Raw genomic sequence first — 23582 nt, 5'->3', positions numbered from 1 at the left:
CGTCAGGAATTTCAAGATGCGTAATTTCCGTCTGTTGCTCGGCGCCGCGATGCTCGCGCTGCCCGTCTCGTCGATCCCTGCGCCCGTGCTTGCCGCGCAAGCCGAGACGAGCGCGTTCACGTCGCTGTCGAAGCGCTATGTCGATGGCCTCGCCCGCCTCAATCCGTCGTCGGCGACATCGCTCGGCGATCACCGCTTCGACACACAGGTCACCGACATGTCCGCGGCAGGGCGTGCCAAGCGCGAGGCGTTCTCGAAGGCGATGCTCGCCGATCTCCGGCGGATCGACCGCAAAGCCCTGTCGCGCGAGGAACAGGTCGACGCGGCGCTGCTCGACAATGCGCTGCGCTACGACATCTGGGATACCGAGACGCTCGGCGGCTGGGCGTGGGATCCGCAGGTCTATAACGACATCGCCGGCAGCTCGCTCTACTCGCTCGCCGCGCGCGATTTCGCGCCGTGGCCGCAGAGCCTGAACGCGGCGACCGCGCGGATGGAGGCGCTTCCCGCACTGCTGGCGCAGGCGCGTGCTAACATCGTGGTTGTGCGCGTGCCCTCGATCTATGCGACGACGGTGGCGAAGCAGAACAGCGGCATCGTCGACATCGCCGAGAGCATGCTCGCGCCGCATAAGAGCGAGTTGTCGGCAGCGGACGCCAAGCGGTTCGACGCCGCGCTCGTGAAATTGAAAGCGGCGGTCGCCGAGCATCAGGTCTGGCTCGACAAGACGCTCGTCCCCGGCGCGAAGGGCGACTTCCGTTTGGGTGCCGCGCTCTACGACAAGAAGCTCGGCTTCGCGCTCCAATCCGACCTCACCCGGACCGAGATCAAGCGTCGCGCACAGGCCGCGATCGTCGACACGCGCGCGCAGATGTACGCGATCGCGCGCCAGATATTCGGGGCCAAAAAAGGCGCGCTGCTCCTTCCCGACAAGCCGACCGAAGCGCAGCAACAGGCCGCGATCCAGCTCGCGCTCGAACTCACCTACGCCAAGCGCCCCGCCCGTGACGGCATGATCGACGCCTCGACCAAGGCACTAGCGCAGGCGACCGCCTTCGTCCGCGACAAGGGGCTGGTCGGCATGCCCGACAGCCCCGTGAAGATCATCACCATGCCCAAGTTCCAGCAGGGCGTCGCGGTAGCCTACTGCGATTCCCCCGGCCCGCTGGAGAAGAACCTCGGCACGTTCTTCGCCGTGTCGCCGATCCCCGACGACTGGACGGAGGCGCAGGCGACGTCGTTCCTCAGCGAATATAACGACTACATGATTTACGACTTGGCGGTGCACGAAGCGATGCCGGGGCATTATCTCCAGCTCGCGCATGCCAATGCGACTCAGTCGACGCTGCGTCCGGTGCTCGGCTCGGGGCCGTTCGTCGAGGGATGGGCGGTCTATGCCGAGGGCATGATGGCGGACGAGGGCTATCTGAACGGCGATCCGCTGTTCAAGCTCACCGTGCTCAAGATGCGGCTGCGCTCGATCTCGAACTCGCTGCTCGACATCGGCATCCATACCGAGGGCATGACTCGCGAGCAGGCGATGCAGTTGATGACGCACACCGCGTTCCAGCAGGAGCGCGAGGCGGCGGGCAAATGGGTCCGCGCCTCGCTCGGCTCGACGCAGTTGCTGAGCTATTTCACCGGCTATTCCGAGCACATGGCACTGCGGGCGGAGGCGAAAAAGCGGCAGGGCGCGGCGTTCGATCTCAAGCGCTACAACGACGCGCTGCTCGCGCATGGTTCGCCCCCGGTGCGCTACGTCCGCGAACTGCTGTTCGATTTGCCGATCGGCTGAAGCAAGCAACGAAAATGATGCCCGAACCGGTTGGCTGGTTCGGGACTGGCAACCCCGTGCGACACAAAATCGCACGGGGTTGCCGAAACACCGTGACGACAGACTATCCGCGCGGTTCGCGCGCACGATGCGTCCGTCTGGCAGGGCGCCTTCCGTAGTTTCCGATCCTGACATGCCGCGTCGGCGGTGGCTATTTCGCCGATCGTGATCCGGTCGCGACGGTGCGATCGGAACGCCCGCCGCGTAAGCCCCGCCGCGCCATCGCGCGACGCCACTGACCGCGCCGTCATCATAGCCAGAAAGCGCATCATCATGGCCTATCAAAGCGTCAATCCGTTCGATGGCAAGCTCGTCGAAGCGTTCGAAACCCTCAGCGATCCGCAACTCGAAACCAAGATCGCGGCGGCCGACGCGTGCTTCCGGACATGGCGTCATATGCCGTACGCCGAACGGGCGAAGATCATCGCCAGGGCGGGCGATATTCTCGACGCGCGGGCCGACGAACTCGCCCGCATCATGACGACCGAAATGGGCAAGCGGATCGGCGAGGCGCGTGGCGAGGTTGAATTCAGCGCGCGTATCATGGCGTATTACGCCGCGAATGCGGAACGCTTCCTAGCGCCGGTCAAGCTCAGCCCCACCAATGGCGAGGCGCATATGGAAAGCAGCCCGATCGGCGTGATCTTCTGCGTCGAGCCCTGGAATTTCCCCTATTATCAGCTTGCTCGCGTCGCCGGGCCGCACCTCATGGCGGGCAATACGATGGTGGTGAAGCACGCCGGTATCGTACCGCAGTGCGCGATCGCCTTCGAACAGGTGATGATCGAGGCGGGTGCGCCGGTCGGCCTCTATACCAACCTGCTGATCAGCCACGACCAGTCCGACACCGTAGTGGACGACCCCCGTATCAAGGGCGTCGCGCTGACCGGCAGCGTCGAAGCCGGCCGCAGCATCGCCGCGCGGGCGGGCAGGAACCTGAAGGTTTCCTCGATGGAACTGGGCGGCAGCGATGCCTTCATCGTGCTGGAAGATGCGGATCTCGACCTGACGGTGCCCTGGGCGGTGTGGGGCCGGATGTACAATACCGGTCAGACCTGCTGCGCCGCAAAGCGTTTCATCGTGGTCGAGAGCATGGCCGACGCCTTCCTTGCGAAGTTCAAGGCCGCGCTGGCTCTGCTCGAAGCGGGCGATCCGATGGACGAGGCAACCACGCTTGGTCCGCTCTCGACCGAGCGGGCGCTGGTCGATCTTCTCGAGCAGGTCGACGGTGCGGTCGCGCACGGTGCGAAGGTCGCGCTGGGCGGCAAGCGGATAGATCGTCCGGGGTCGTACATGGCGCCGACCATCCTGACCGATATCGTGCCGGCCAATCCTGCGTTCCGTCAAGAATTCTTCGGCCCGGTCGCATCGTTCTTCCGCGTGAAGGACGAGGACGCTGCGATCGCGCTCGCCAATGATTCCGACTTCGGTCTGGGTGGTTCGGTATGGACCGCCGATGTCGCGCGCGGGCGTCGCGTCGCCAGCCGGGTCGAGACGGGCATGATGTTCATCAACAACATCGACTGGACCGATGCGGAACTGCCCTTTGGCGGGATCAAGGACTCCGGATACGGCCGCGAACTCGGCGACATGGGCATCCAGCAGTTCGTCAACAAAAAGCTCGTTCGCACGCACGACGTGAAGGCGCCGGCCTGACGCTGCTCGAAAATGCCCGGCGGTCAATGCGCCGTCGGGCACCTCGGATGCGTAGGGAGAGATGAAAAACGCTATCCTGCCCGCGTACCCTCGCGCACGCGCAAGACCGGTATCGGCGGCGATGCGCGCCGCCGCCGCGAAGCCTTAAAGCATTTCCAGCGGAGAACGTTGGCGTGGACGGGGGAACGCCGCGTCGAGCGCCGCGATCACGTCGTCCGGCAGTACCAGGTTCGCAGCGGCGGCGTTGTCGCGGACATGCTCGACGGTGCTGGCCTTGGGGATCGCGATGACCTCATCCCGGCGCAGGACCCAGGCAAGCGCGACCTGCGCCGGCGTCGCGCCGATGCTTTTCGCCAGCTCTGCCAGCACCCGGTTGGCGAGCAGCCGACCCTGTTCGACCGGGCTATACGCCATGACCGGGATGGCCTGCGCTTCCAGCCAGGGGAGCAGGTCATGTTCCGGTCCCCGTCGGCCCAGATTGTAGAGGATCTGGTCGGTCGCACAGCCTTCGCCACCCGCCTGGACCAGTTCCTCCATGTCGTCGGTATCGAGGTTGCTGACGCCCCAGTGACGGATCTTGCCCGCCGTCCGCAGCATTTCCATCGCTTCGATCGTCTCGGCGAGCGGCACCGATCCGCGCCAGTGAAGCAGGTACAGGTCGAGCCGATCGGTGCCGAGCCGCTTCAGGCTGGCCTCGCACGCCTTGGCGAGGCGCGTCCGCGACGCGTTTTGCGGATAGGCCTTGCTGACGAGGAATATCTCGTCGCGAACCGGGCCCAGCGCCTCGGCGATCACGCGTTCGGCTGCACCGTCGCCGTACATCTCGGCGGTGTCGATCACCGTCATGCCGTGCTCGACGCCCTCGCGCAGCGCCGCGATCTCGGCTGCGCGGTGCGCTGGCCGTTCTCCCATCATCCAGGTGCCCTGGCCGATCGCCGGTATCTTTTCCCCGCTCGGTAGCGTCACCGTCTTCATCGAACTTCCCATCAATATCGGTGTCACGCGGTCAACGCGGCACGGCATCTTTTGCTGCATCGGCCTGGTCGCAGCGAAGATCTGGGGCGGATCGGACCGAAATTTAGGATGGCAGGGCACGACGCGCGCAGTGCGACAAAACCAGTTCGATGACGGTATCTTAACCAAAGCGAGTTCATTGAAACTAACATAAGCTAAGGTCTGTCGGGGAACGGGTGCGGTGAAGGGTGTTGTGTTCAACTTGCTGGAGCAGGCCGTCACCGATACATATGGCGACGACGCCTGGATCGACCTGCTCGAAGCGGCCGGGGTCGACGGTGCCTATACCTCGCTCGGCAGCTATCCGGATGCGGAGATCGTCGCGCTCGTCGATGCCGCGGCGCATCATCTCGATCTTCGCCCCGCCGACGTGTTGCAGTGGTTCGGCAGGGCGGCGATGCCGATGCTCGCCGACCGCTATCGGCCGTTTTTCGCGGGGCATGTATCGGCGCGCAGCTTCGTGCTGAGCGTCAACGACATCATCCATTCGGAAGTCCGCAAGCTCTATTCGGGCGCGGGGTGTCCGCATTTCCACTTCGGCGACGATGCCGAGGGGCGGCTGGTCATCGGCTATCAATCCCCGCGACGGATGTGCCATCTCGCGCACGGGTTCGTCGAGGGGGCGGCCGACCATTACGGTGAACGCGTCACGATCGAACACCTGGCCTGCATGCAACACGGCAACCCTGTCTGCCGGCTCGCGGTGCGCTGGCTTCCTTGAAGCACTTCGTTGCCCCTGAACCCCGCGATCTCGCCACCCGGCTCGCGCGTGCGGAACGGCGGACCGCGCGGGAACGTGCTGCGCGTTTGGAGGCGGAGGCGATCGCGGAACAGGGGTTGCGACGTCTGTACGAAAGCCAGCAGCGGCTGTTGCTTCTCCAGCGGATCACCGATGGTGCCAACCAGACGGCCGAGATCGAGACCGCGTTGCACGTCGCGGTCACGGAAATCTGTCGGCATATGGACTGGTCTTTCGGCAACGCGCTGCTCGTATCGGGGCAGGGCGACATGGTGACCGGGTGCGACGTCTGGTATGCGGCTGACCCCGACGTGATGTTTCCGTTCGTCGAAGCGTCGCGGGGGGTAAGCTTTGGAAAGGGCGCGGGCCTGCCCGGCCGCGTCCTGATGGATGTCCGGCCGCACTGGATCGACGACGTCATGGTGGATCCCAATTTTCCGCGCGTCGCCGCGGCGGCGCAATGCGGATTGGCCGTGGCCTGCGCGTTTCCCGTCATGGTCGGCGACGAAGTGGCGGGCGTCCTGGAATTCTACGCGCGGCGTCTCATCGTTCCCGACCACGACCTGCTCGGGATCATGGGGCAGATCGGAACACAGCTCGGCCGGGTGATCGAGCGCGACCGCGCGCGCCGCGGGCTGATCCACGACGCGCTCCACGACGCGATGACCCGCTTGCCGAACCGGACCCTCTTCATGGAACGCGCCGAAAGCGGGTTTGCGCGGATGCGAAGCCGACAGGGGGCCGGTATGGCGGTGATGGTCGTCGACCTCGACGGCTTCAAGGCGATCAACGATACGCTCGGCCATCATGCGGGCGACGCGCTGCTGATCGAAATCGCCCGTCGCATGCAGGCGTGCATCGCCGCGGCGGAGGACACGGCACGCGACGGCGTCGCCGCATGGCAGGCGACGCTCGCCCGGGTCGGTGGGGACGAGTTCAACGTGTTGTTCGATGGCGTCGACGACCCGTCCAGCGTCGGCGACCTGGCCGAGACGATCCACCGCTGTCTCGCCGCGCCCAGCGTGCTTGCGGGTACGCATGTCCGCTGCCAGGCGTCGATCGGGATCGCGCACGGCACGACCGCGTATGGCGACGTCGGCCAGATGCTGCGCGACGCCGACCTCGCAATGTACCGCGCAAAGTCGCACGGTCGCGGGCAGAGCGTGACGTTCACCGATCAACTGGGCGTCGAAGTGCGGCATCGCACGCAATTGGAGCAGGAACTGCGCCAAGCGATCGCCGAGCGGCAGTTCGTGCTGCATTACCAGCCGATCGTGTCGTTGACCGATCCCGATGGCGTTTGCGGTTTCGAGGCGCTGATCCGCTGGAACCACCCTTTGCGCGGCCTGCTGGCACCGGCTGCATTCATCGACGTCGCCGAGGAGACCGGGCTGATCCTGTTCATCGGCGATTGGGTGCTGCGCGAAGCCTGTGCGCAGGCATCCGCATGGCACCAGCGGGCCGGCGGTGGTCCACGACCGTTCGTGAGCATCAACATCTCGCCGCAGCAATTCCTGCAACCCGAGTTCGTGGGGCGTGTCCACACCGTCCTGATGGAGACGGGCATCGCACCGGAAACGGTACGGCTCGAAGTGACCGAGGGCGTCGCGATCCTCGATGCGGTGCGAACGTCGACGATCCTCGAGGAAATCCGGGGATGGGGCGTAAAGACCAGCCTCGACGATTTCGGTACCGGCTTCTCGTCGCTCAGCTATCTTCAGACGCTGCCGTTCGATGCGTTGAAGATCGATCGCTCGTTCGTCGCCGCGATGGACGACAGCAGCAAGAGTCGCGGTATCGTCCGTGCGATCCTCGATATTGCCAAGACGATGGGCATGGCGGTGATCGCCGAGGGCATCGAGACCGCGGAGCAGGCGGCCATGCTGCAACGGATGGGCTGCGAGATGGGGCAGGGGTTCCTCTACGGCCGTGCAGAGGAAAATTCCGTGGCGTTCGCGCGACTCTAGCCGGGCTCGCGTCGGGTTGCCCTGCCTGTTCGAGGCGTCTTCGAAACCGGTTCGCGAAAATCCTGGCTCGTCCCGGCCGGGTGTGAACGTGGATGGCTGGTCGCGGACGCTTGCGAGGACATCCGTCGCGCCGTAACCCCGCATCGTCGCATCCGAAGGAACGCATGTTGTCCGTCAAACTGGCTATTGCCGCTTTACTGTCCACCACGCTCACCGCCGTCACGGCGTCCGGGCAGGCGCTGCCCCCGCCCGCCGCGCAACCGGGCGAGAGCGCGGACGACACGCGCCTGAAGCGACTATTCTACGACAGCGACGAGGCCAGCCTGAAGCGCAACCCGATCGAGGCGATTTTCCGCGGCGACCTGCGCTACGCCGATCGCCTCGGCGACTATCTCACCGATGCGTATCTCGCCGCCGAACGCGCCGCGATCGAGCATGACCTCGCCGCGCTGAGAGCGATAGACCGGACCAAGCTGACGCCGACCGACCAGATCGCCTACGACGTGTTCAAGACGCGTAACGAGACCGATCTCGCCGGCTACGCGCCCGCGATCCTCAAGGTCCAGCGCGACCTGCCGATCGACCATTTCGGCGGTTTCCAGACCTTCTATCCCGACTTCGCGTCGGGCAAGGGCGCCGCGCCGTTCAAGACGCTCGCGGACTATGAGAACAACCTCAAGCGCAGCGCGCAATATGCGGCCCTGCTCGACCGCGCGATTACCCTGTTCCGCCAGGGGATGAAGGACAAGATCGTCCAGCCCAAGCTGGTCGTCACCAACATGATCCAGGAGTTCGACAATCTGATCGCGGAAGGCGTCGAGGGCTCGACCTTCTACGGCCCGGTGAAGACCTTCCCCGCGACGATCTCGGCCGCCGACCAAGCGCGCCTCAGGGCGGCGTATGCGAAGCAGATTCGCGACGTCATCACGCCCGCGCACCAGCGGATGCGCGACTTCCTCGCCAAGACCTATCTACCGGTCGCGCGCGATACGGTCGGGCTGTCCGCGCTGCCCGGCGGCGATGCCTATTACACCTACCTGATCCAGCAGCGCACGACGTTGCCGATGACCGCCGAGCAGGTCCACCAGCTCGGCCTGTCCGAAGTCGCGCGCATCCTGAAGGGGATGGAGGCGCAGAAGCAGGCTGTCGGCTTCAAGGGCGATCTGCCCGCGTTCTTCACGTTCCTGCGTACCGATAAGCAGTTCCAGCCAAGTTCGGTCGCGCAGCTTCGCGACGGCTATCAGGCGATCGAGAAGCGCATCTATCAGCGGATTCCCGAGCAATTCTCGCTGACGCCGAAGACCGCGCTCGAAATCCGCCCGGTCCCTGCATTCAAGGAAAAGGGCTCGGCTGGCGGTTCGTACGAAGGCGGCACGCCGGACGGATCGCGGCCGGGCGTGTTCTACTACAACAGCTACGACCTGCCTTCGCGCTACATGTGGGAGATGGAGACGCTGTTCCTGCATGAGGGCGTGCCGGGGCATCATTTCCAGATCAGCCTCGCGCAGGAGAACACCGCGCTCCCCGCCTTCATGCGGTTCGGCGGCAATACCGCCTATGTCGAGGGCTGGGCGCTCTATGCCGAGAGTCTGTGGAAGGAGTTGGGGATGGAGACCGATCCGTATCAGCGGATGGGTGGGCTGAACGACGAGATGCTGCGCGCGATGCGGCTGGTGGTCGACAGCGGCATCCATGCCAAGGGTTGGACGCGCGACCAGGCGATCGACTACATGCTCGCCAATTCGCCGATGGCGCGGACCGATGCGACCGCCGAGGTCGAGCGTTACATTGCGATCCCGGGCCAAGCGCTGGCGTACAAGATCGGCCAGCTGACGATCGCGCGGACCAAGGCGAAGGCACAGGCGGCGCTTGGCACGAAGTTCGATCCGCGTGATTTCCATGCGCAGGTGCTCGATACCGGTTCGCTGCCGATGCCCGTGCTCGAACGCAAGATCGACGCGTGGATCGCGGTCGGCGGGGGGGCAGCCAAGTGATCGCGCGCATGCTCACCGCACTGGCCGCAGCCAGCCTGATCGCCGCGCCGATCGCGGCGCAGGACAAGAAGGAGACCTCGACCGTCGAGAAGAAGGTCGATGACGAGGTCAAGTTCCCGCCGCTCCCCGCCGACAAGACGGTGCGGCAGTCGGCGTCGATCGGCGGCCGGTCGATCGCGTACGACGCGACGGTCGGGACGATCTCGGTGCGCGACGACAAGGGCAAGGAGATCGGCCAGGTCGTCTACACGTCCTATGTCGCGACCGGTGGAGCCACCAACCGCCCGGTGACGTTCGCGTTCAACGGCGGGCCGGGCGCGTCGTCGGTGTATCTAAACCTGGGAGCGGTCGGGCCCAAGCGCGTCCAGTTCGGCGCGCAGGGCAACGCACCGTCCGACGCGCCGATCACGACCGACAACCCGAACAGCTGGCTCGACTTCACCGATCTCGTCTTCATCGATCCGGTCGGCACTGGCTTCAGCCGCAGCCTTGTCGACGAGGAGAAGACCAAGAAGGCGTTCTACGCCAACGACCCCGACATCAAATATCTGTCGAAAGTCGTCTACGACTGGCTCGTGAAGGCCGGGCGATTGCGCTCGCCGAAATACGTGATGGGCGAAAGCTATGGTGGCTACCGCGCACCGCGGATCGCCTACGAACTCCAGTCGCAGATCGGGGTCGGCATCAACGGGATCGTCATGGTCTCGCCGTACCTCGATCCTGCCTCGGGCGACGGTGCGACCGCGTTGTCGCCGCTGCCGTGGATGATCGACCTGCCGTCGATGGCGGCAGCGCATCTCGAGCAACAGCATCAACTAACCCCGGCGGCGATGGTCGACGTCGAGGCCTACACCCGCGGGGCGTTCGCGACCGATCTGCTGCGTGGGCGGACCGATCCGCAGGCGGTGTCGCGGCTCGTGACCAACGTCAGCCGGCTGACGGGGCTCGATCCGGCGCTGGTGCAGAAGGTGGGCGGCCGCGTCGACTCCGCGACGTTCCTGCGCGAGATCCACCGTGCCGACGGGACGATCGGCAGCGTCTACGATTCGAACGTCACCGCGTTCGATCCGTTTCCGTGGTCCGCGCAGCGGCAGTCGAACGACCCGATCCTCGACGCGCTGATCGCGCCGACGACCAGCGCGATGGTCGATTTCGTCACGCGCGTCGTCGGGTGGAAGACCGACGCGCGCTATCATGCGCTGTCCTACGAGGTGAATTCGGCGTGGGATCGCGGCAAGCCCGACGACACACCCGTCACCGACCTGCGGAAAGCGATCGCCAACGATCCCAAGATGGCGGTGATGATCGTGCACGGCTGGGACGACCTGTCCTGTCCGTTCTTCGCCTCGCGGCTGATCGTCGACCAGATGCCGAGCTTCGGCGCCACCGAGCGCGTCAAACTCAACGTCTATCCGGGCGGGCACATGTTCTACAGCCGCGAGGACAGTGGCGCGGCGTTCAAGCGCGACGCGCGGGCGATCTATGGCGGCGGCGCGCGGTGACCCCGAATCGTACCGACATGAGGATGAGCGGATGATCTTGCGCAGCGACGAGACCCAGGATGTCGCCGTGTCCGGCAGCGGCTCGATGCGGATGCACATGTTCCGGCCCGCGATCGAGGGCCGCTTCCCCGGCATTCTCCTGTTCTCGGAAATCTATCAGGTCACCGCGCCGATCCGCAGGCTGGCCGCGATGATCGCCGGCAACGGCTATGTCATCGCCGTACCCGAGGTCTATCACGAGCATGAGGCGCCGGGCACGGTCCTCGCCTATGATCCCGCCGGCACGGATCGCGGCAACGCGTTGAAGATCGCCAAGCCCGTCGCCGCCTTCGACGCGGACGCGGAGGCCGGCCTGTCCGCATTGCTCGCACACCCGGCATGCAATGGCCGGCTGGGGACGTTCGGCGTGTGCCTCGGCGGCCATCTCGCCTACCGCGCCGCGCTCGATCCGCGCGTATCCGCAGCCGCATGCTTCTATCCGACGGACATCCATTCGGGCACGCTCGGTGAGGGACGCTCCGACGACAGCCTTGCGCGGATGGCCGCGCTGAAGGCCGCCACGATGTTCGTATTTGGCCGGCAGGACCCACACGTGCCCTTCGCCGGTCGGGAAACGATCCGCGCTCGGCTGGAGGAGGTCGGCGCGAACTACGAGTGGCACGAGCTGAATGCCCAGCACGCATTTCTCAGAGACGAGGGCCCGCGCTACGATCCCGCGCTGTTCCTCCAGGCCATGAGCCTCACGTTCGAGTTCTACCGCCGCGCGCTGGCCTGACCACGCGCCTGATCACGCGTCCTACCGGTGTGTTGCTGGAGGCGCGGCGACAGTCTCGATATTCGTAAAGCCAGCCATCTGCAGCGTGTAGATGGCGGGGCCCAGACAGCGGTACGAGGGAGCGGACATGTCGGCTTTGATGCGGGCATGACGCCCTTTTCCGGCCTTCGAACGCGCGACGGCCATCAGCGCGTCGTTCGTCATCGTGCGCCCGGCCACGGCAATGCTGCACGATGTCGCAGGACCGCGAACGCTGACGGTGAACGGCGTCACGCGCGCGCAGCTCGAGGAGACGATCGTCGCGATCGACAGCAATACATGCGCGACGGGGCGCATCGATCGTCTCATCGCGCGACCATGCCTATCACGGCAGCTGCCAGCTCAAGGACATCGGTCCTTCGTGGCCGACGCTGTCCTTACCTGATCCGGTTCGCGATTGTGCGCGCATCGTCGCGAACGCCAACAGCGTCGCCCGGCCAAAAGCGGCATCGAACTGCGGCATCGCCATGTTCGCCGCAGCGCCTTGGCCGGGCAGCAGATCGACATGCGGATCGCGACAGTAGAGACTTCGGTCCGCCAGTACCCGGCAGGTCGCGGTGATCCGCGTTCGAGCGTCCGCGCGAAGGGCGGGCGGGGGATAGAATTCGGCAATGTCCGTAATCGATGCGGGATCGATCTTCACGTCGCCCTGGGCAATGGCACCGTTTGCCGTGCTCGGCGCCTTGTCCGCGGACGAAATGGTCACGCGAACCAGGACCGATCGATCGGCGTCGCGCTTGGCGGGGCTCGATGCGCGAACGCGGTAGAACTGCGCCCGTGCGAGCGCTGCCCCGACGACCGGGTCGACTGGCTGACCTCCGATCCAGGCAAAGAGCCGTTGCCTGAAGACCTTGATGTCAGCCGTGCCGCCGTCGTCCGCGGGAATGCAGTCCCCGAGAGTATTATTCGGCCGAACGAGGCACTGGATCGCGACCGTCACGGGTTCGGCGGGCAACCGGGGTAGATCTTGAACGATGATCGCACGCGCGGCCATGGAGGGGACAGCCTGCATCGCAGCTGCATCCAGCGGTGCCGGGGACGTGATCGCTTTGGCGAGCAGCGCTTGTAACATCGCCGTGATGACGAGCGTCGACATGGTGTCCTCCCTCCGGTGCGCCGCCGGGTATCAGCAGTCTCGATCCGTTCTTGGCGAGGAATACATGATTTAGCGCGTCGGGAAACGGCCGCCATCGTCGCCCGCTCTACCCTGGCATTGCCGCGTCGCGTCGTTGGATGAGGCTGGAAACGGATACCGCCGCGAGGTCGAAGCGGAGTTCGTGCATGTCCATGCCCGAGCGGTAGCCGCCGGGCCAGATGCTGGTCAGTTCGAAGCCGCAATGCTGGAAGAACGGCGAGACCTGCGGCGAGGTGTCGACGTTGACGTAGCGCGTGGGCGGTTCGGCTGAGGTGGCGACGTGGAGCAGGCGTTCGAACAGCAGCAGCTTGCCGAGGCCCGAGCCATGGTACGTCCGCGCGACCATGCCCCAGAAGAGCAGCGCCTTGTTGTAATGCTCCCAGATCTCGTAGCCGCCGAACGCGCCGGGGACGCCGTCGACGTCGACCACGAATGCCGGGCCGTCGGGCTCGTCGAGCGTCTCCTCCAGCCATTCGCGGTCGCCGGCGCCGAAATACTCGAGGAGGTTCGAGTCGAAGATCGCGAGGACGGCGGCGCGGTCCTTCTCCTCGTAGCGACGGGTCAGGATTCTGGTCATGACTGGCTCCACTGCGCGATGGTTTCGATCGAGTCAGTGGTGGAACGGCTCCAGCAGCGCGAAGTGCCTTCGAACGTCGCGGTCGCGTGGATTGGATCGGTGACGATGGTTTCGATCGCCTCGGGGCGGATGCGACGGGGTTCGCCGATGAGTTTCGCGTGCGCTTCCTTGATCGTCCAGCGTCGGAGCCAGGCGGGGGGCTGGGCGAGGGCGGGCAGGCGGTGGAGCGCATCGGCTTCGGTCGGGGTGAGCATGTCCCAGAGGGGCGGGTGGTCGTCGATGACCTCGCGGTCGACCGCGATCGGTGCGCGCGCAACGCCGATCAGGGCGCGTGCACCGCGACTGGAGAGGCTGAGATGCCAGCCGCCGGGAGCGGAAACGATCGGTGCGCCCGCTGGGCTGCGTGTGAGGTAGATTTCGACGGACTCGCTGGCCAGTTTTCGGATCAGCGCCGAGGCTAGACCGTGCCGGACCACGCGCGCATCGCCTTGCAGGCCGGCAGCGGACGGTCCGGTCTCGGCAACACTCCATGCGACTGGAGACTGACCGTCCCAGACGAGCGCGTCGAGCGGACCGTCGTGCCAGATCGGCGTCACGTCGCGACGGCGATCCGCGCCGGGCTCCCGTCCCAGCTCGTGCCGTCGGGCAAGGTCTCGCCCTTCATGACCACCGACAGGTCGCCGAGCTGTGCGTCCGCGCCGATCTCCGCGTCGTACAGCACGATCGCGAGCGAGCCGATCGTCGCGCGGTCGCCGACGCGGATCGCGCCGACCTTCATCACGCGGTCCTCGAACAGGTGCGTCTGCAGGCCGGCGAAGTCGTTGAGCGCGACGTCGTCGCCGATATCAACGAGGTCGTGCTCGGTCAGGTCGGTGGTGTCGATGTAGCAGCGCTTGCCGATCCGTGCGCCCATCAGCCGGAGATAGAGCGCTATCCATGGCGTGCCCCGGAGTGGTTCGAGGAGGTTGGCGACGGCGAGGTTCTCGTAGGTCGCCGTGACGAGTTCGGTGCGCCAGACGAAGGGGCTCCAGAGTGGCGCGGTGGTGACCTTGTAGCGGCCGACGACGAGCCATTTGAGTGCGAGCACGAATATCCCGCAAGCCAGGCAGAAGCCGACGTACAGGAAGGGGAAGGTCGCAGCGACGACCAGCGCGCCGTTGTCGAGATCGTCAAGGTCGCCGACTACCGATAGCAGCAGGCTGAAGAACACGAGGAACGCGGTCAGCGACAAGGTGGTGCGGACCGCCTCGATCGACAGGCGCGTGGCGATCAGCGCGCGCGACGGGTTGAACCGCGCGCCCTCGTCGAACATCGTGTTGACCTGTCGCACCGGCAGCTTGATCGCGGGCGAGCCGAACCAGGTGCTGCCCGCCTCGGTGGCGAGCGCGGGGCCGCTTGGTGGCTTCGAGAGCACGCCGACGAGCACCTCGTCGCCGATCTGCGTGCCGCTCGGCAGCAGCGCGGAATTGCCGATGAAGCTGCGGCGGCCGATCTTGGTATGCGCGAGTTCGATCGTGCCGTGGCCGATCCGCGCCGCGCCGAAGATCACCGAGTCCGCGATGAAGCTCTCCTCGCCGATCTCGACGAGGTCGGGCACGATCGCGCTGGCGGTCGAGATTTCCGCGCGACGGCCGACCTTCACGCCGAGCGCACGGTACCACGGCACCACGTACAGCGTCGCGAAGATCGGGTGGAGCAGGCGGAGCGCGAGGTCGTTGATCTGCTGGACGAACCAGTAGCGGACGTAGAACCCGCTGTTGAGCGCATAGACCGCGGGTGCGACGCGACCGAGGATCAGCCGCTTGGCGGCGACCGTCAGCACGCACATCATCACGACATAGGTGACCGCGAGCAGCGGCGCGACCGCGACATAGGCATAGCCGCTCGTCGCCCAATCGAGCTCGATCAGCGCGATCAGGCCCGGCGCGATCGGCAGGATCGCGACCAGCGGCAGGATCAGCGCGCACAGGAACAGGCCGATCGCCGGGCCGGCGTTGCGCGGGGCGGGGGTGGCGGGGCGGCGGGGCGCATCGCCGTCGTGCGCGGCGGGCGAACCGGCCCAGCGCTGGCCGACGGGGATCGTCGTGTCGGCGGGCAGCGCGGACAGGTCGTCGAGCATGGCATCATCGCCCAGCGCGGCGTTGCGGCCGACCACCGCCATCGACCCGACGAACGCGCCCTTGCCGAGCTTTACCTTGCCCAATCGGAGCAGCCCGCGCTCGACCGAACTGGTCGAGAGCACCGACTGATCGCTGATGATCGCATCGTCGTCGGCGTGGAGCAGGTCGGCGGTGTCGATGATCCCGGTGCCGATATGGACGCGCTCGCCGATCTTCGCGCCCATCATCCGGTAATAGCCGCGGATCATCGGCGTGCCTGCGAGATACGGCGTCGCGGTGACGCCGATGATCCGGCGAACCAGCCACCAGCGGAAATAATAGCTGCCCCAGAGCGGGTAATCGCCCGCCTTGAAGCGCCCGACGATCAGCCATTTCAGCGCGATCGACAGGAACATCGACGCGATCGGCACGACCGTGAAGAACAGCCCGCTGAGGATCAGCGCGTCGACCCGCGGCATGTTACCCGCCAGATGCGTGTAGGCGAGATAGGGCGAGAACCACTGGAGGCCCGCCAGCGTGTAGATCGGCAGCAGCGCGAGCGTCTGCGCGGCGACGCACAGCCGCCGCTTCCACGGCGCGATATGATGGAAGCTGGTCTCGTCGAGGATCGCGACGGGCGTGGTGCCACCGATCCGCAGCGCCAGCGCGCGGATCGTCGGCGCGGCATAGACGTCCTCGAGCGACAGCCCTTCGAGCCCGCGCACTTTTCGCGCTGCCGAAACCAACCGTGCGGCCTTCAGCGAATGCCCCCCGAGATCCTCGAACAGGTCGTCGAGCACCGATACCGGCTGCGGCGCGAACGCCTCGGCCCAGACGCGGTGCAGGCTTTCCTCCAGCGGCGTTGCGGGCGCGACCATCTCGCGGTCCGACGTCACGGTGATCTCAGGCTTGACCAGCGCCTTGCGGTCTACCTTCCCCGAGGCGGGGAGCGTCGGCATGTGCGACAACAGCTGGTAGCCCGCGGGGCGCATGTAATTCGGGAGCCGCTCGGCAACGCGGGCCTTGAGGCCGACCATGTCGATTTCCTCGGCCGGACGCGCGATCAGGAACGCGGCGAGGAATTCGGAGCCGTCGTCGTCGGTGAAGAGCTGGACGACGGTCTGCGCGACGCCGGGCCATTCGCCGATCACCGCCTCGATCTCGGCCAACTCGACGCGGAAGCCGCGGATCTTCACCTGCGTATCGATGCGCCCGACGAAATCGATGTCGCCCGCCGCGTCGAGCTTCACCAGGTCGCCCGACCGGTAGATGCGTTCGGGGGCACCGGAAGGCCCATCGAACGGCGTCATGATGAACTTTTCGGCGGTCAGGTCGGGGCGGTTGACGTAGCCGACGCCGACGCCCGGCCCGCCGATCACGAGTTCGCCTTCCTGGCCGTCCGGGACCGGCTGCATATGCTCGTCGACCACCCAGGCGGTGTAGCCGGGGAGAGGCTTGCCGATCGTGATCCGTTGGCCGGGGAACACCTCGGTCCAGGTCGCGGTGACCGACGTCTCGGTCGGGCCGTAGGTGTTGAGCAGGCGGAGGCCCGGCCGCGCGAGCCGGCGCGGCAGGTCGGCCGGGCAAGCCTCGCCGCCCATGTTGAGCAGGCGCAGCGTCGGCACCGGATGCTCGACCAGCGCGATCAGCGAGGGGACGACGTGCCAGATCGTCGTGTTCGCCTCGGTCAGCGCGATCGCCACGTCGGGGCCGCTGGTCGCCAGCGCCTCGGTCGCGACCAGCACCACCGCACCGACGAAGAACGCGCTCCACATCGTCTCGACCGACATGTCGAATGCAAGGCTGAACCCGCCGAACACCACGTCGGCCGCGGTGAGATCGAGGATCGCGCTTTCCGAGCGGACCAGATGGCACGCGTTGCCGTGCGAGATCATCACGCCCTTGGGCCGGCCGGTCGTGCCCGAGGTGTAGATGATGTAGGCGAGGTCCTGCGGATCGCTGAGCGTGACGTCGCGCCCGATTGGTTCGGACGGCTCGGCCGCGAGATCGCCCAGCGCGGCGTCGAGCGCGAGCGTTTTCCCCTTGAGGTTGGCGACGCGGCTGGCGACGGTGATCGTCAGTGCGGCTTCGCTGTCCTCGACGATGAAGTCGATGCGGTCCTGCGGATAGCCCCAGTCGACCGGCACATAGGCGGCACCTGCGCGCAGCACGCCGAGGATCGCCATATATTGGTCGAGCCCGCGCGGCAGGCACAGCACGACGCGGTCGCCGCGGCCGATCCCCATCGCGCGGAGGCGGTGCGCGAGAGCTAAGCTGCGCGTGGCGAGGTCGGTATAGGTCCAGGCGGTCTTGCGATCGTATTCCTCGTCCGCACCGATCAATCGCAGCGCCAGCGCGTCAGGATTTGCCCCGCGGGTGGCGTCGAACAGTTCGTGCAGCAGTTCGTCGCGCGCGTACGGCTCAGCAGCCCGCAACGCCGGAGCGGGCGCGATCGACGCCACCCCGGTTCGTGGCATTATGGCGTGATCCGAGTGGCTTACGGGTGTATCGCTCTGCATGCGACGGCTTTAGCCGAACTGTCGCGCGGTTTGCTACCGGATGTCGCCGCGAAATCGGTCCTGGATGTGCGACGGTCGGGAACAGGTGGTGCGGTTGCCATGCGACAGGTCGTGTACGCGAGCTACCTTCGATGTCTTCCATCGCGGAGATGCCACCGGCGGTTCGGGGACGTTCGCAGGATTCATGGGATGTCCCATCTGGATCGAGACCTGGCGCGATCCGGTTCTGCGGCGGATCAAGTCGGCGGGCCGTCATCGCATACGCATGACGGCCCGCCGCTGCTCAGCGGTGCGCCCGGGCTGCGGCCTTCTGCGCGCGTGCCTGTTTGGCGTAGTGGTGGTGCGCCACTACGCAACCGGCGGCTGCGCCGATGACCGCGTGTCCCTTGCCGACGAAATGGCCGCCGACGCCGCCTGCCGCTGCACCGCGGATACAGCCCTTCGCCAACGCGGGCGATACCGACATCATCAACAGGGGCACGGCGAGAAGGGGAGTAAAACGCATATCGGTTTCCTCGAACTAGGGGGGCTGACACGTTAGATACCGACGACGCGGCCGCGGTGTTCCGTGAGAAATCGTTCATGTTGCTCGGCATTTTGATGACAATGGCTAGCAGGTCGGAATGCTCGGCTGACGGCATAAAGCGACCTCGCGCAGCTACGAGTGGCGCAGGATAAGTGGTGCCAGTCAGTCGCACGGGGGCATGGCGTCCTTCTCGTGCAGGGCGCAACTCATCTGGAACAGGAAGCAGATCGATCCGCCGATATCGTGGTCGGCGCGCAACATCCCGACGGCGGCCGTCAGGATCATGTACTCGCTGCGCGCGACCTGTTCGAGCTTGCCCCAGGGAGACGTCGCGGCAGGTGCTCGACTACGGAATGCGGCCCGACGCAGTGGCATTGTCTCGCCGTTCGGGGCATTGGGCGCGTTATGGACTCCCTCTCCCTATTCGGCCTAGCCGCGGTATCCTTCACGCTGCTATGCTACGCCAAGGAAGCCGGCTCGCACTGGTGGACGCTCGGTTTCGCATTCGGGTGCGTGCTCGGTTCGATCTACGGCTTCCTTCAGGGCGCGTGGCCGTTCGGGGTGGTCGAGCTGATCTGGACGGTCGTGTCGTTCCGCCGCTGGCTCAACATGCGCCACGCTGCACCGTCCGCCGTGGAACCGCTCGCTTGACACTGCGTTAGCGCGCGCCTATTCGAACTCTCCCCGACACGACGGTTCCGGCGGCGCTTGTTTGCGTTCGTCGCTATCGTGCGTTCGGATCATCGCTAAGAGATGGGCTTTGTGCAGCCATGCCGAAGCCCGTGGAGCAGGAGAACCAAGTTCATGGCACGTATCGCGGGTGTTAATATCCCGACCAACAAGCGCGTGGTGATCGCGCTGACCTATATTCACGGCATCGGTTCGACCAAGGCCAAGGAAATCGTCGCGAAGCTCGGCATCGCCGATACCGCCCGCGTCCAGGACCTGACCGACCAGGAAGTCCTGCACATCCGCGAGACGATCGACGCCGATCACACCGTCGAGGGCGATCTGCGCCGCCAGACCTCGATGAACATCAAGCGCCTGATGGATCTCGCCTGCTATCGCGGCCTGCGTCATCGCAAGGGCCTCCCGGTCCGCGGCCAGCGCACGCATACTAATGCGCGCACCCGCAAGGGTAAGGCCAAGCCGATCGCCGGCAAGAAGAAGTAATCCACTTTTTCAATGGATTACTCCGCCGGCGCTGGTCCCAACGGGCCGCCCGGCGTCACGCAGATACAGGTCAGGAAATACACCATGGCACGCGAACCTCAGCGCATTAAGCGGCGCGAGCGCAAGAACATCACCTCTGGCGTCGCTCACGTGAATGCCAGCTTCAATAACACCATGATCACGATCACCGATGCCCAGGGCAACGCGATTTCGTGGTCGTCGGCCGGCGCAATGGGCTTCAAGGGCTCGCGCAAGTCGACTCCGTACGCGGCCCAGGTCGCAGCGGAAGACGCCGGCAAGAAGGCTGCCGAGCACGGCGTCCGCACGATCGAAGTCGAGGTCAAGGGCCCCGGCTCGGGTCGCGAATCGGCCCTGCGCGCGCTTCAGGCAGTCGGTTTCCAGATCACGTCGATCCGCGACGTGACCTCGATCCCGCACAACGGCGTGCGCCCTTCGAAGCGTCGTCGCGTCTGATTCTCCGCCTCCCGTGCGCGGTTGATCGCGCCGCACGGGTGTATTTTATTGGTCGGCGGACACACCCGTTCGCCGGCCCCCAAATTAGGGGAAGCATGTGTCTGTCAACGCAAAGAACTGGCAGGAACTCAAGAAGCCCAGCGGCCTGGAGAAAAAGGCCGGTGGCGACACCAAGCGCAAGGCGACCTTCATCGCCGAGCCGCTCGAGCGTGGCTTCGGCCTGACGCTCGGCAACGCGCTGCGTCGCGTGTTGCTCTCGTCGCTGCAGGGCGCGGCCGTCACCTCGATCAAGATCGAGAACGTGCTGCATGAGTTCTCGTCTTTGGCCGGCGTCCGCGAGGACGTGACCGACATCGTCCTCAACGTGAAGCAGATCGCGATCCGCATGCAGGGCGAGGGGCCCAAGCGCCTTCAGCTCTCGGCAACGGGTCCGGGTGAAGTCAAGGCCGGCGACATCGCCGTCTCGGGCGACATCGAGATCATGAACAAGGATCTCGTGATCTGTCACCTCGATGAGGGTGCGACGCTCAACATGGAGCTGACCGCCGACATCGGTAAGGGTTACGTGCCCGCGACCGCAAACCGCCCGGCCGATGCGCCGATCGGTCTGATCCCGGTCGATGCGCTGTACTCGCCGGTACGTCAGGTTTCGTACAAGGTCGACCCGACCCGCGTCGGTCAGGACCTGGATTACGACAAGCTGACGCTGACGATCGAAACCGACGGCACGATCACCCCGGAAGACGCAGTCGGCTATGCTGGTCGCATCCTTCAGGACCAGCTCGCGCTGTTCGTCCACTTCGACGATTCGTCGGTCACGCGTTCGTCGGCCCCGATCGGCCAGGCAGCCCCCGCTGCCGGTGGTGCGGAGCCCACAGGCGACACCCAGCAGATCAACCGTTACCTTCTCAAGAAGGTCGACGAGTTGGAACTGTCGGTGCGGTCTGCGAACTGCCTCAAGAACGACAACATCATCTACATCGGCGATCTGGTCGGCAAGACCGAAGCCGAGATGCTGCGTACGCCTAACTTCGGCCGCAAGTCCTTGAACGAGATCAAGGAAGTGCTGTCGTCGATGGGTCTTCGCCTGGGCATGGAAATCCCGGGCTGGCCACCTGAGAACATCGAAGAGATGGCCAAGAAGCTCGAGCAAGAGATAATGGGATAAGGCCAAGTCGCACCGGGTTAGCGCATGCTAACCCGGAGACGACGCCAGCCCGGCCGGCGGGTTTCACCCGACCGACGACGCGGCTTTGCCGCGGCGCCACCCGGCTCAAGGTGACAGAGAAGGGCTGAGGACACGTCCTAGGCGTGACCTTATCCTAACCTTTGAACGAAAGGCGATCGGTCGCGGCCTAAACGGCGACCAGCTCCCGGGTACCTCACACGGCCCCTGAACGAACGAAAAGGTATTAAACATGCGCCATCGCGTAGGCGGCCGTAAGCTTCAGCGGACCTCGGCCCACCGTCTTGCTCTCTTCCGCAACATGAGCGCCGCGCTCATCAAGCACGAGCAGATCACCACCACCGTCGCCAAGGCGAAGGAACTGCGTCCCTACGTCGAGAAGCTGATCACGCTCGCGAAGAAGGGTGGCCTGTCCAACCGTCGTCTCGCGCACGGCAAGCTGCTCGACGATGCGCAGCTGATCAAGTTGTTCGACACGCTCGCGACCCGTTATGCGGATCGCAACGGCGGCTACACCCGCGTCATCAAGGCCGGTATCCGCATGTCGGACGCCTCGCCGATGGCCGTCATCGAGTTCGTCGACCGCGACGTCTCGGCGAAGGGCCAGGATTCGGGTCCGGTGATGTCGGACGAGGATTACAACGAAGCGGCATAATCCCCGCCTCGTACTAGTCGAATTGCAGGCCGCGTTTCCCATATGGGAGGCGCGGCCTCTTTCGTTACGGGTCCCATCCGGCTATGCGCCCGACATGGAGCACCCAGACAGCATTCTCATCGTCGATTTCGGCAGCCAGGTAACCCAGCTGATCGCCCGCCGCGTGCGCGAGGCTGGCGTCTATAGCGAGATCGCCCCCTTCCAGTCCGCCGAGGCCGCGTTCGACCGGATGCAGCCAAAGGGCATCATCCTCTCGGGTGGCCCCGCCTCGGTCACCACCGAGAACTCCCCGCGCGTGCCGCAGCGCTTCTTCGAGGCGGGCATTCCGATCCTCGGCATCTGCTACGGCCAGCAGGTCATGTCCGCACAGCTCGGCGGCAACGTCGTCGTCTCGGGCGACGGCGGCGAGTTCGGCAGTGCCTTCATCAAGGTCAAGTCCAACTGCGCGCTGTTCGACGGCCTCTGGGCAGAGGGCGAGCGCCATCAGGTCTGGATGAGCCACGGCGACAAGGTCGATACAATCCCGCCCGGCTTCACCCCCGTCGCGACCTCGACCGGCGCGCCCTACGCGATCGTGGCCGACGAGGCGCGACGCTTCTACGGCGTGCAGTTCCACCCCGAGGTGGTCCACACCCCCGACGGCGGCAAGCTGATCGCCAACTTCGCGCGCCACGTCTGCGGGCTGAGCGGCGACTGGACGATGGCCGAGTTCCGCGAGACCAAGATCGCCGAGATCCGCGCACAGGTCGGCAAGGGTCGCGTCATCTGCGGCCTGTCGGGCGGCGTCGATTCGGCGGTCGCGGCGGTGCTGATCCACGAGGCGATCGGCGAGCAGCTGACCTGCGTGTACGTCGACCACGGCCTGATGCGCGCGGGCGAGAGCGAGCAGGTCGTCAGCCTGTTCCGCGGCGCCTACAACATCCCGCTGATCCACGTGAACGTCGAGGAGTTGTTCCTGAGCGGCCTTGCCGGGATCACCGACCCTGAGCTGAAGCGCAAGTTCATCGGCAAGACCTTCATCGACGTGTTCGACACCGAGGCGAAGAAGCTCGGCGGCGCGGAGTTCCTCGCGCAGGGCACGCTGTACCCGGACGTGATCGAGAGCGTCAGCTTCACTGGTGGCCCGTCGGTGACGATCAAGAGCCACCACAATGTTGGAGGCCTGCCCGAGCGCATGAACATGAAGCTCGTCGAGCCGTTGCGCGAGCTGTTCAAGGACGAGGTCCGCGTGTTGGGGCGCGAACTCGGGCTTCCCGAGATCTTCGTCGGCCGTCACCCGTTCCCCGGACCCGGTCTCGCGATCCGCATTCCCGGCGAAGTCACCAAGGAACGCTGCGACATCCTGCGCAAGGCCGACGCGATCTACCTCGAGGAGATCCGCGCGGCGGGGCTCTATGACACGATCTGGCAGGCGTTCGCGGTGCTGCTCCCGGTCCGCAGCGTCGGCGTGATGGGCGACGGCCGCACCTACGACAACGTGCTGGCATTGCGCGCGGTCACCTCGACCGACGGCATGACGGCGCAGGCGTTCCAGTTCCCCGACGACTTCCTGCCGCGCGTCGCGACCCGGATCATCAACGAGGTCAAGGGCATCAACCGGGTGACCTACGACTACACCTCGAAGCCCCCCGGCACGATCGAGTGGGAATAAGCTAGACACGCACTACGCGATCCTCCCCCGCAAGGGGGAGGTGGCTGGCTCTTGCCAGACGGAGGGG

General features: G+C 65.7%; 21 protein-coding genes. 13 read left to right on the top strand and 8 right to left on the bottom strand.

Annotated elements, in window-relative coordinates:
- The first annotated feature begins 16 nt into the window (after window positions 1–16).
- Together IFT67_RS03585 and IFT67_RS03580 are read left to right on the top strand one after the other, a co-directional pair.
- On the top strand, window positions 17–1795 hold the full coding sequence (locus IFT67_RS03585) for a DUF885 domain-containing protein (protein ID WP_192145061.1): 1779 nt from the start codon (window positions 17–19) through the stop codon (window positions 1793–1795).
- 312 nt (window positions 1796–2107) lie between these two features.
- Window positions 2108–3490 (top strand): NAD-dependent succinate-semialdehyde dehydrogenase, encoded by a 1383-nt coding sequence (locus tag IFT67_RS03580; protein ID WP_192145060.1) that lies wholly within the window; start codon window positions 2108–2110, stop codon window positions 3488–3490.
- Window positions 3491–3634: 144 nt separating this feature from the next.
- Here IFT67_RS03580 and IFT67_RS03575 read toward each other — a convergent pair whose 3' ends face one another.
- Window positions 3635–4465, bottom strand: a complete 831-nt coding sequence (locus IFT67_RS03575; protein ID WP_192145059.1) for an aldo/keto reductase — start codon at window positions 4463–4465, stop codon at window positions 3635–3637.
- A 220-nt stretch (window positions 4466–4685) separates the two neighbouring features.
- On the opposite strand from IFT67_RS03575, the gene IFT67_RS03570 reads away from it, so the two are divergent.
- The 5 genes from IFT67_RS03570 (at window position 4686) to IFT67_RS03550 (ending at window position 11481) form a co-directional block, all read left to right on the top strand.
- Window positions 4686–5225, top strand: a complete 540-nt coding sequence (locus tag IFT67_RS03570) for a heme NO-binding domain-containing protein (RefSeq protein WP_192145058.1) — start codon at window positions 4686–4688, stop codon at window positions 5223–5225.
- A complete protein-coding gene (locus IFT67_RS03565) occupies window positions 5222–7210 on the top strand; it encodes a putative bifunctional diguanylate cyclase/phosphodiesterase (protein WP_192145057.1) in 1989 nt (662 codons plus the stop codon). The genes IFT67_RS03570 and IFT67_RS03565 overlap by 4 nt, the downstream gene beginning before the upstream one ends.
- Before the next feature lie 164 nt (window positions 7211–7374).
- Window positions 7375–9204, top strand: coding sequence for a DUF885 domain-containing protein (locus IFT67_RS03560; RefSeq protein WP_192145056.1), 1830 nt, complete (start codon window positions 7375–7377; stop codon window positions 9202–9204).
- An 8-nt stretch (window positions 9205–9212) separates the two neighbouring features.
- Entirely contained in the window at window positions 9213–10706 is a 1494-nt protein-coding gene (locus tag IFT67_RS03555) for a S10 family peptidase (RefSeq protein WP_192146430.1), read from the top strand.
- Between the two features lie 31 nt (window positions 10707–10737).
- Window positions 10738–11481: a dienelactone hydrolase family protein gene (locus IFT67_RS03550; RefSeq protein WP_192145055.1), complete on the top strand. Its 744-nt coding sequence runs from the start codon at window positions 10738–10740 to the stop codon at window positions 11479–11481.
- Between the two features lie 21 nt (window positions 11482–11502).
- Here the strand turns inward: IFT67_RS03550 and IFT67_RS03545 are convergent, their stop codons facing one another.
- From IFT67_RS03545 to IFT67_RS03515, 7 genes are all read right to left on the bottom strand, one after another.
- Window positions 11503–11817: a hypothetical protein gene (locus IFT67_RS03545; RefSeq protein ID WP_192145054.1), complete on the bottom strand. Its 315-nt coding sequence runs from the start codon at window positions 11815–11817 to the stop codon at window positions 11503–11505.
- Between the two features lie 28 nt (window positions 11818–11845).
- Window positions 11846–12616: a hypothetical protein gene (locus IFT67_RS03540; RefSeq protein WP_192145053.1), complete on the bottom strand. Its 771-nt coding sequence runs from the start codon at window positions 12614–12616 to the stop codon at window positions 11846–11848.
- Window positions 12617–12722: 106 nt separating this feature from the next.
- Window positions 12723–13232 (bottom strand): GNAT family N-acetyltransferase, encoded by a 510-nt coding sequence (locus IFT67_RS03535; protein WP_192145052.1) that lies wholly within the window; start codon window positions 13230–13232, stop codon window positions 12723–12725.
- Window positions 13229–13828 carry a 4'-phosphopantetheinyl transferase superfamily protein gene (locus IFT67_RS20915; protein WP_192145051.1) on the bottom strand — a complete coding sequence of 200 codons (600 nt, stop codon included), beginning with the start codon at window positions 13826–13828 and terminating at the stop codon, window positions 13229–13231. The genes IFT67_RS03535 and IFT67_RS20915 overlap by 4 nt, the downstream gene beginning before the upstream one ends.
- The gene (locus tag IFT67_RS03525) at window positions 13825–17808 is read right to left on the bottom strand and encodes a Pls/PosA family non-ribosomal peptide synthetase (RefSeq protein ID WP_244647147.1); all 3984 of its coding nucleotides are present in this window, start codon (window positions 17806–17808) and stop codon (window positions 13825–13827) included. The genes IFT67_RS20915 and IFT67_RS03525 overlap by 4 nt, the downstream gene beginning before the upstream one ends.
- A gap of 325 nt (window positions 17809–18133) precedes the next feature.
- On the bottom strand, window positions 18134–18355 hold the full coding sequence (locus IFT67_RS03520) for a hypothetical protein (protein WP_192145049.1): 222 nt from the start codon (window positions 18353–18355) through the stop codon (window positions 18134–18136).
- A gap of 183 nt (window positions 18356–18538) precedes the next feature.
- Window positions 18539–18751 (bottom strand): hypothetical protein, encoded by a 213-nt coding sequence (locus IFT67_RS03515; RefSeq protein ID WP_192145048.1) that lies wholly within the window; start codon window positions 18749–18751, stop codon window positions 18539–18541.
- 30 nt (window positions 18752–18781) lie between these two features.
- Between IFT67_RS03515 and IFT67_RS03510 the strand changes: the two genes are divergently transcribed.
- From IFT67_RS03510 to guaA, 6 genes are all read left to right on the top strand, one after another.
- A complete protein-coding gene (locus tag IFT67_RS03510; protein ID WP_060524340.1) occupies window positions 18782–19027 on the top strand; it encodes a hypothetical protein in 246 nt (81 codons plus the stop codon).
- A gap of 153 nt (window positions 19028–19180) precedes the next feature.
- On the top strand, window positions 19181–19549 hold the full coding sequence (rpsM, locus tag IFT67_RS03505) for a 30S ribosomal protein S13 (RefSeq protein ID WP_056015521.1): 369 nt from the start codon (window positions 19181–19183) through the stop codon (window positions 19547–19549).
- A gap of 84 nt (window positions 19550–19633) precedes the next feature.
- Complete coding sequence (gene rpsK, locus IFT67_RS03500) at window positions 19634–20023, top strand: 30S ribosomal protein S11 (protein ID WP_031395237.1); 390 nt, start codon at window positions 19634–19636, stop codon at window positions 20021–20023.
- A 97-nt stretch (window positions 20024–20120) separates the two neighbouring features.
- Complete coding sequence (locus tag IFT67_RS03495) at window positions 20121–21191, top strand: DNA-directed RNA polymerase subunit alpha (RefSeq protein WP_192145047.1); 1071 nt, start codon at window positions 20121–20123, stop codon at window positions 21189–21191.
- A 250-nt stretch (window positions 21192–21441) separates the two neighbouring features.
- Window positions 21442–21864, top strand: coding sequence for a 50S ribosomal protein L17 (gene rplQ / locus IFT67_RS03490; RefSeq protein WP_056047937.1), 423 nt, complete (start codon window positions 21442–21444; stop codon window positions 21862–21864).
- A 94-nt stretch (window positions 21865–21958) separates the two neighbouring features.
- On the top strand, window positions 21959–23515 hold the full coding sequence (guaA, locus tag IFT67_RS03485; protein ID WP_192145046.1) for a glutamine-hydrolyzing GMP synthase: 1557 nt from the start codon (window positions 21959–21961) through the stop codon (window positions 23513–23515).
- The last annotated feature ends 67 nt before the right edge of the window (window positions 23516–23582 follow it).

The organism is Sphingomonas sp. CFBP 13728 (assembly GCF_014841895.1).
Taxonomy (GTDB): domain Bacteria; phylum Pseudomonadota; class Alphaproteobacteria; order Sphingomonadales; family Sphingomonadaceae; genus Sphingomonas.
Note: the sequence above shows the minus strand (reverse complement) of the source record. Positions and strands in the feature narration are given on the sequence as shown.

Coding starts and splice junctions, on each gene's coding strand:
- IFT67_RS03585 (WP_192145061.1), top strand. CDS start 17: ATGCGTAATTTCCGTCTGTTGCTCGGCGCCGCGATGCTCGCGCTGCCC.
- IFT67_RS03580 (WP_192145060.1), top strand. CDS start 2,108: ATGGCCTATCAAAGCGTCAATCCGTTCGATGGCAAGCTCGTCGAAGCG.
- IFT67_RS03575 (WP_192145059.1), bottom strand. CDS start 4,465: ATGAAGACGGTGACGCTACCGAGCGGGGAAAAGATACCGGCGATCGGC.
- IFT67_RS03560 (WP_192145056.1), top strand. CDS start 7,375: ATGTTGTCCGTCAAACTGGCTATTGCCGCTTTACTGTCCACCACGCTC.
- IFT67_RS03555 (WP_192146430.1), top strand. CDS start 9,213: ATGCTCACCGCACTGGCCGCAGCCAGCCTGATCGCCGCGCCGATCGCG.
- IFT67_RS03550 (WP_192145055.1), top strand. CDS start 10,738: ATGATCTTGCGCAGCGACGAGACCCAGGATGTCGCCGTGTCCGGCAGC.
- IFT67_RS03545 (WP_192145054.1), bottom strand. CDS start 11,817: ATGCGCCCCGTCGCGCATGTATTGCTGTCGATCGCGACGATCGTCTCC.
- IFT67_RS03540 (WP_192145053.1), bottom strand. CDS start 12,616: ATGTCGACGCTCGTCATCACGGCGATGTTACAAGCGCTGCTCGCCAAA.
- IFT67_RS03535 (WP_192145052.1), bottom strand. CDS start 13,232: ATGACCAGAATCCTGACCCGTCGCTACGAGGAGAAGGACCGCGCCGCC.
- IFT67_RS03525 (WP_244647147.1), bottom strand. CDS start 17,808: ATGCCACGAACCGGGGTGGCGTCGATCGCGCCCGCTCCGGCGTTGCGG.
- IFT67_RS03520 (WP_192145049.1), bottom strand. CDS start 18,355: ATGCGTTTTACTCCCCTTCTCGCCGTGCCCCTGTTGATGATGTCGGTA.
- IFT67_RS03515 (WP_192145048.1), bottom strand. CDS start 18,751: ATGCCACTGCGTCGGGCCGCATTCCGTAGTCGAGCACCTGCCGCGACG.
- IFT67_RS03510 (WP_060524340.1), top strand. CDS start 18,782: ATGGACTCCCTCTCCCTATTCGGCCTAGCCGCGGTATCCTTCACGCTG.
- rpsM (WP_056015521.1), top strand. CDS start 19,181: ATGGCACGTATCGCGGGTGTTAATATCCCGACCAACAAGCGCGTGGTG.
- rpsK (WP_031395237.1), top strand. CDS start 19,634: ATGGCACGCGAACCTCAGCGCATTAAGCGGCGCGAGCGCAAGAACATC.
- rplQ (WP_056047937.1), top strand. CDS start 21,442: ATGCGCCATCGCGTAGGCGGCCGTAAGCTTCAGCGGACCTCGGCCCAC.
- guaA (WP_192145046.1), top strand. CDS start 21,959: ATGGAGCACCCAGACAGCATTCTCATCGTCGATTTCGGCAGCCAGGTA.